Genomic DNA, 5576 nt, shown 5'->3' with positions numbered 1-5576 from the left:
CAGGGATTGCGCCACGGCCTGGCCGATGGCGCCGAAGCCGGCGATGCCGACGCGGTAGCTGTTCATGGGTATCCGGTGTGTTGGGCCAACGGCGGGACCGCGGGCGGTTCGGGAAGGCGGCGGAAAGGGCATGCCGCAAGACTGCCGGCCACTGTAGCCACGGCATGGCGACGCGTCAATGCGGGATGCCCGCAACGCTCGGGCAAGGTGAGCGCGGGGCAGAGGGCCACGTCGCCTGCAATGCGCCGCCACAGGTCGGCGGCGCCGTGATGCGATGCGACGGCATCTACGACAGCGCGAATTCCTTGCCGTCGTAGTGACTGGCAATTTCGATCTCGTCGGACGCTAGACGACCCGACCACGCATCAAGCTCGCGCCGCTCGTACGCAGTGACGTCCGCGCCCAGCACAAGCCGCAACGAGGCTTCCGCCTCCAGGCCGAAGCGCGTTATGCGCCCGACGGCCAGCGCGCCCGCGGCGTGGTCCGCAGCCGCGCGCTCCACGCACAGCCCCGAGTCCGCCAGCGCCGATGCCAGATAGACCTCCGGATCGCGAGCCACCCAATCCAGCACGTTGCCGATCTGCCAGATGCCGGCTTCGCGGCAGGCGCGCGTGACGCCGTCCCGGCCGCCGTCCATCATCGCGAACAGCACGCGGGCGCGTTGCGCGGCGAGCGCCCGCGTCCAGGCCTCGCCCAGGTCCGGGTCGTGCTGATTGCCGCAGAACCCGGTCAGCGGTTCCTGGCCCGTCACGCGGCGCACGCCGTCGGCATACGCGGCGCGGCCCTTCAGACCGGGCCGGACGCGTTCGCCGGAAAGGTGCGCGGCGCGGCCACCTGTGGCTCGGCCGTCCGTCGCGCCATCTCCCTCTGATCGCAAGCCGGCCAAAATGCCGGCAAGAAATGCGGAATGCTCTTGCAGAATCTCATAGCTCGCGACATTGGCGGCCGTATGGCTGCCCTGTGTGATGGCGAATTGCGTGCGCGGAAAATGCGGCGCCACCTCGGCGACGGGCGCATCGCCCTGGCCGCCATGCACGATCACCAGATCGGGATTGCCATTGCACAACTGCGCAAGCCGCTCGGCGCGCGCGGCCGGGTCGGTGGCCGCGACCCACTCCGCGTGCAGCGGATGGCCTGCACGTCCCGCGCGCTCGGCGCCCTGCAGCGCAGCCTCGTTGAAGCCGCCCCGGCCGCGAAAGCCGAACAGCACGAGCAGACGGCGCGCGCTCACAGGCTCGCTCCCGTTGCGCGCACGACCGGCCCCCAGCTGTCGGCCTGCCGGCGCACGAAGTCGGTGAACTCCGCTGGCGTCTTCTGCGCCAGCACAAAGCCCTGGCCCTCGAGCTTGGTCCGAATGTCCGGATTGCCCAGCACGGATCCGACTTCCGCATGCAGCCGCGCCGCCACCGCGTCGGGCAGCCCCGCGGGCGCGGAGAGCCCAATGAAGTTTTCCGCGACCAGGCTGGGATAGCCCAGTTCGCCTACCGAAGCGATGTCCGGCGCCTGCGGCACGCGCTCCTGCGTGGTGACGGCCAACAGCCGCAATTGCCCCGAACGCAGGAAGGGCAGGTTCTGCGGCAGGGCATCCACTGCAACCCGGATCTGTCCGCCCAGCAGATCGTTGCGCATGGCGCCCGACCCCTTGTACGGAATGTGCTGCAACGGCGCACCTGTCTGGCGCGAATACAGTTCGCCCACGATCTGTCCCACCGACGCCAGCCCGCCGCTGCCGTATTGCACCGGCTGGTCCTGCGCCTTGATCCAGGCGGTCAGCTCGGCAAGGCTGGACACCGGCACGGACGGATGCACGACGAATACCGTGGGCACCGCGCCCAGGTAGGCGATGTGCCTGAAGCTTGCCAACGCGTCGTACCCGCCCTGCGGCATCAACGCCGGCGAGATCGACAGGGGCGCCGAGTTCGACATCAGCAGCGTGTAGCCGTCGGCCGGCGATTGCGCGACAAGGTTTGCGCCAATGGTCGAACCCGCGCCCGGCTTGTTTTCGATGACGATGGACTGGCCCAGCCGTTCGGCCAGCACCGGCGCAATGATGCGGGCGGCGATGTCGCTGGCGCCGCCGGGCGGAAACGTGACGACAAGACGGATGGGACGTGCGGGCCAGTCTGACGCGCGCGCCAGGCGTGGCCGCGCCAGCGGCAGCGCCAGGGTGCTGGCAAGCAGGAATTTGCGTCGGGAGATCGGCATGGCGAAAGCTTCTGTCGTGCGGCCGCATGGCGGCAAAGGCGCACACTGTAAGAAGCGGGGCGGCAGCTGACAAAGAATTTGTAGCCGTTTGCTTATGCCGACTCGGAATCCGAAGCGATATCGCGTTGCGCGGAAATTACCGCATTGACGCTATTGCAGCTTGATGCCCAGCTCCTTGATCAGCGGTCCCATCTCGGCGCGGTCGGCTTCGATGGTGGCGGCCAGTTCCTCGGGCGAGCTGCCGATCGGAATCATGCCCAGCGTTTCCATCTGCGCCTTCATGGCCGGGTCCTTCAGGATGTCGGTCACCGCCTTCTGGATCTGCGCGACGCGATCCTTCGGGATGCCCGCTGGACCCATCAGCCCGATCCACGGCTGCGGCGCGTAGTCCAGCCCCGACTCCTTCAACGTGGGCGTGTCGGGCAGGCCGCCAAACCGCTGCGGACTGGTGATTGCCAGCGCCCGCAGCCGTCCGCTGTCGATCAGACCCTTGGAACTGGACGGCGCGTCCAGACCCACGTCCAGCTGCCCGCCGATCAGGTCGTTCTGCGTCTTGCCCGACGAGGACGACGGCACGTACAGCGCCTTGATGCCCGCGCGCCGCGCCGTCTGTTCCCAGACCAGGTGAAACGCGGTGCCGATCGAGAACGAGCCCACGCTCAAGCTGCGCGCGCGGCTTTCCCGGACGAAATCTTCCCAGGTCTTTAGCGGGCTGTCCTTGGGCACGATGAAGATGAACGGTGTGCGCGCCACCAACGAAATGGGCTGCAGGTCCTTCTGCGTATCGAAGGGCAAGCTGTCCACCGCAAACGGCACGATAGTCACGGACGACGCGACGACCATGCCCAGCGTGTAGCCGTCGGGTGCAGACTTGACCAGCGCGCCTGTGCTGATGATGCCCGAGGCGCCCGGCTTGTTTTCGACGACCACGGGCTGGCCCCATGCCGCGCCCAGCTTGCTGGCCAGGACGCGCAGCATGACGTCGACCGGGCCGCCGGGCGGATTGGACACGATGATCTTGACCGGCTTGTCGGGATAGGCTGCGGTGGCGGCGATTGGCAGCGCGATTGGCAGCGCAAGCGCCAGCGCAAGAGCGGTTTGCTTGAACATGGAATTCCCCTTGTGTCGTTGGTGTGCGGGGCGCGGCGGCAAGGCCGGCGCCTCCGTAGGGCGTTGCGGACTCAGCCCAGGATCTGCATGTGCGGCGCCTGCGGCCAATCCGGCGCATCGCCCCGGATGAACGCCAGCCATGCGGTCTGGGTCTGGCGCGCCAGCTGCTCGCCCTGCGCGGCAGGCAGGCCGGCCAGCATCGGGGCATTGGCGAAGGCCCGCAGCGTGTCGAACACGAACGGCAGTTCGATGCAGTGGCAGGCGCCGAAGCGGTCCGTCGGCGCGACGTCAAAGCGCGCCAGCCAGGCCTTGCGGCCTTGCGCCACCGCCTGCCGGGCCCACAGCCGGGAGGGTGCGCCGAACACGGCGTCGCCCATCTCCTGGCTGGCGGCGTCCGTGCCGTGGTCCGGGAACGCGGCCATTTCGTCACGCGTGTAGCAGACCAGCACGTCCGCGCGCCCCGCGGCGGTGACGAGCGCGGGTGTGATTGCTTGCGGCAGCACCTGGCCGTCCAGCACGGGCGAGAACAGGCTGCGGCTGCTGCCTTCGGCCCGCAGGGCCTGCACGACCTCGGGCGCCTGCTGCGCCGCCAGCAGCGCGGACACCGGCAACTCGCGCGCCGCGGAAAGCGATTCGGCGCCGGCCGCGCGCAGATAGACCTGTCCCAGCGTGTCGGCCTGCTGCGCGCTGCGAAAGCCGCGCCCCAGCGCGGCGCTTTGCAGGATGGCGCGAGAGAAGCGCGGCTGGCGCGCCAGCATGGCGCAGATCGACGAGGCGCCTGCCGATTGGCCCATCACCGTAATGCGCGCCGGATCGCCGCCAAGGTCCTGGATGTGGTCCAGCACCCAGTCGATCGCCAGTTCCTGATCCAGCAGGCCGACGTTGGCCGTTTGGCCCGGCACGTACAGCCAGCCCAGCGCGGCCAGCCGGTAATTGACGGCCACGACGACCACGTCGCCGCGTTCGGCCAGGCTGGCGCCGTCGTACCAGTCCAGCGCACCGGCGCCGCTTTGCCAGGCGCCGCCGTGCAGCCAGACGACCACGGGGCGGCGCTTGCCGTCTGCCGCAGGCGTCCACACCGTCAGGTGCAGGCAGTCTTCGGATTGTTCGGTGTCGAAGTCGCCCATGGCGCCGCGCAGGCGCGAGGGCAATTGCGGCGGGACGGGGCCGGTTCCCGTGGCGTCGAATTCGCCGGGAATGTCCGCCGCTTGCGGCGGTGCAAAGCGCAATTCGCCCACGGGCGGTTGTGCATACGGAATTGCGCCATAGCGGCACACGCCGCCGTCGCGCACGCCAACCAGCGTGCCTGTGCGCAACGACGCTTTCACGCGTTCACTCATATCCTGCCCCTTGTATCGTTGTTCATCGTCCGGCGGCGGCAATCTGTGCTGCCGCCGGACTAATGGTAGGGAGGAAAGTGCGGCGCCGGCCATTCCGGTTTTGAACATAGCCATGCGCAACGCGCATGGCTGGATGCCATCCGGACGCCGTTACTTGGCGATGCGCGCGTCCAGGCTGTTGTCCGCCAGCGCCTGCGCCTGCTCGCGGGTCATGCCCAGGTGCTCGTACAGCGCGTGGAAGTTCTCGGTGACATAGCCGCCGAAATAAGCGGGATCGTCGGAGTTGACGGTGACCTTCACGCCGGCATCCAGCAACGACAGGATGTTGTGCTCGCGCATGTGATCGAACACGCGCAGCCGGGTGTTGGACAGCGGACAGACGGTCAGCGGGATCTGCTCGTCGATCAGACGCGCGATCAACTTGGGATCTTCGGCGGCGCGCACACCGTGGTCGATGCGCAGCACCTTCAGCAGATCCAGCGCCTCCCAGATGTATTCGGGCGGACCTTCTTCGCCGGCATGCGCCACGGCGGGCAGGCCTTCGGCCCGTGCACGGTCGAACACCCGCTGGAAGAGGCGCGGCGGAAATCCCTGCTCGCTGCTGTCCAGGCCCACGGCGATGAACGCGTCCCGGTAGGGCAGCGCCTGATCCAGCGTGCGCATCGCCTGTTCTTCAGGCAGATGGCGCAGGAAGCTCAGGATCAGGCCGCTGGTCACGCCCAGCTGCTTGCGGCCGTCGGCCAGGGCCTGGCTGATGCCGTTCAGCACGGTCTCGAACGGCACGCCGCGGTCGGTGTGCGTCTGGGGATCGAAGAAGGGCTCGGTGTGCACCACGTTCTGCTCGTGGCACTTGAGCAGGTAGGCCCACGTCAGGTCGTAGAAGTCCTGCTCGGTGCGCAGGACGTCCGCGCCCATGTAGTA

The 5576-nt window shown here is 68.4% G+C and carries 5 protein-coding genes; all 5 read right to left on the bottom strand.

Annotation, left to right across the window (positions count from 1 at the left end; translation table 11 throughout):
* Positions 1–286: 286 nt before the first annotated feature.
* Positions 287–1231 (bottom strand): BMP family ABC transporter substrate-binding protein, encoded by a 945-nt coding sequence (locus RT697_RS26730; RefSeq protein WP_313702648.1) that lies wholly within the window; start codon positions 1229–1231, stop codon positions 287–289.
* Positions 1228–2205, bottom strand: a complete 978-nt coding sequence (locus tag RT697_RS26725) for a tripartite tricarboxylate transporter substrate binding protein (RefSeq protein ID WP_313702647.1) — start codon at positions 2203–2205, stop codon at positions 1228–1230. The genes RT697_RS26730 and RT697_RS26725 overlap by 4 nt, the downstream gene beginning before the upstream one ends.
* 150 nt (positions 2206–2355) lie before the next feature.
* On the bottom strand, positions 2356–3315 hold the full coding sequence (locus RT697_RS26720; RefSeq protein WP_313702646.1) for a tripartite tricarboxylate transporter substrate binding protein: 960 nt from the start codon (positions 3313–3315) through the stop codon (positions 2356–2358).
* A gap of 71 nt (positions 3316–3386) precedes the next feature.
* Positions 3387–4655, bottom strand: coding sequence for a carboxylesterase/lipase family protein (locus RT697_RS26715; RefSeq protein WP_313702645.1), 1269 nt, complete (start codon positions 4653–4655; stop codon positions 3387–3389).
* A 150-nt stretch (positions 4656–4805) separates the two neighbouring features.
* Positions 4806–5576, bottom strand: a 771-nt coding sequence (locus tag RT697_RS26710; RefSeq protein ID WP_313702644.1) for an adenosine deaminase, incomplete at its 5' end; no start/stop codon positions are given.

The organism is Achromobacter sp. (assembly GCF_032113835.1).
GTDB lineage: Bacteria > Pseudomonadota > Gammaproteobacteria > Burkholderiales > Burkholderiaceae_B > Achromobacter.
The sequence above is the reverse complement of the archived record's forward strand: the minus strand, read 5'-3'. Positions and strand labels throughout refer to the sequence as shown.

Bases quoted from the DNA above. Each gene is read 5' to 3' on its own strand.
- RT697_RS26715 (WP_313702645.1), bottom strand. From the start codon at position 4,655: ATGAGTGAACGCGTGAAAGCGTCGTTGCGCACAGGCACGCTGGTTGGC.
- RT697_RS26720 (WP_313702646.1), bottom strand. From the start codon at position 3,315: ATGTTCAAGCAAACCGCTCTTGCGCTGGCGCTTGCGCTGCCAATCGCG.
- RT697_RS26725 (WP_313702647.1), bottom strand. From the start codon at position 2,205: ATGCCGATCTCCCGACGCAAATTCCTGCTTGCCAGCACCCTGGCGCTG.